At 46.3% G+C, this 1,381-nt stretch carries 2 protein-coding genes; one reads left to right on the plus strand and one right to left on the minus strand.

Annotation, left to right across the window (positions count from 1 at the left end; all coding sequences use genetic code 11):
* A partial coding sequence (locus D3222_RS25370) for a hypothetical protein (protein WP_157975448.1) occupies positions 1–239 on the plus strand: 239 nt, incomplete at its 5' end.
* An 812-nt stretch (positions 240–1,051) separates the two neighbouring features.
* Here the strand turns inward: D3222_RS25370 and D3222_RS24575 are convergent.
* On the minus strand, positions 1,052–1,381 hold a 330-nt coding region (locus tag D3222_RS24575; RefSeq protein WP_157975449.1), incomplete at its 5' end, for a type VI secretion IcmF C-terminal domain-containing protein.

Below are 1,381 nucleotides of genomic sequence, written 5' to 3' on the forward strand. Positions count from 1 at the left end.
TGCAAGATAAACGTGGCCGATTTGTTCAATATCACCGCCGGATCGATATCCCTGTTCGGGCTGGTGAAATCAATGGTGTAGCAATACGGGGCGCACAGGCGCTCTTCGCCGGTGAAGCTGAACACCTCCAGTTCGGCATTGCAGCGCCGGATTTCAAGCCGGTAACGGGCATGACCCGGCAACACGGGTTTACTCGCCTGAAGCTGACGGGCACGCAGCATTTTTCTATCCATCAATAGGTTTCCTCAGATATCAGATAAAACGGTCGGTTCACTCAGCGAAAAGGGCGTCCCATTTTTTCAATAAAAGTGCCTGTCGTTATAAACGGTTATACCCGTTATCTTTCAAGTTGCCTCTTTGTTGGCTGCACTCGCTCACCCCGGTCACATAGTTCGCTATGCTCCCGGGGATTCTCTCCCTTGCCGTCGCGATGCATCTTGAAATCCATAGGGTATATGTCAATTCAACTACCGAAAATCCAGCCGAATATATCCCCGGTTGTTAACTCTGATAAATGCGGGGAACAGTCAATTGATGCCGGTACGGCTTAATTCAGCGTTAACCAGAATAAAAATAATCGCAAAGGCCGGTAATATGCCCCCGAATGAATAGATTCATTAATTGCCTACAGGGTGACTAAATAATTCAATCCTCCCCGTGGGTGCGGATTAAAATCAAGTCTATTTTTATATTATTTTCAATATGCTAATTAATTAACAAAATACAATGCAAGCATTATTATACTCTCCACTTTATGATTAATATTCACTATCATCAATAAAAAGAAATGATTCTCAATTATATTCTGCGAATGAGAATAGATTTCATTATTTAGCGTTACCCTATCAATAATAGCTTTACCCTGATTCAGGGTAGCAATTACCCTGCCTTATAATAAAGCCTCACAGACAGGAATATCATGATGATATGGTTATAAAATATCTATCATCGAATGAACAGCAGCACTCAATTCAATATTCTGGCGATAGCCGGGTGACAATACCAATATCACCGTTATCTCTGCCTCAGAGTTATTCCGTCAAATAAGCGGTTACTCTTCTTCCCCATCATGATTATTTATCCCCGGCTCAGGAAGGGTATTTCCCGCATGCTCCACAAAAATCGTTTTCGGCAACCGGAACCCTTTCAGGGCCAGCAACGCCAGCGGACCTTTCCCGACTTCGGTACGTAATACCCAGGTCAGCGGCAATCCGTCCGGCGCAGTCAACGTCAGCCGGTAACGACTGCCGTCCAGCGCGGTCACCTTCGCCTGCGCTAACCACCGCATTAATCCCCACGTCCCCGGATAATCGCCAAACACTCTCGCCCCGGTGTTCACACTCGTCCACGTCAGCACCACGCCGGGGTTATCACTGTCCCC

The sequence above is a fragment of the Photorhabdus sp. CRCIA-P01 genome (assembly GCF_003545805.1).
Classification (GTDB): Bacteria; Pseudomonadota; Gammaproteobacteria; order Enterobacterales; family Enterobacteriaceae; genus Photorhabdus; species Photorhabdus antumapuensis.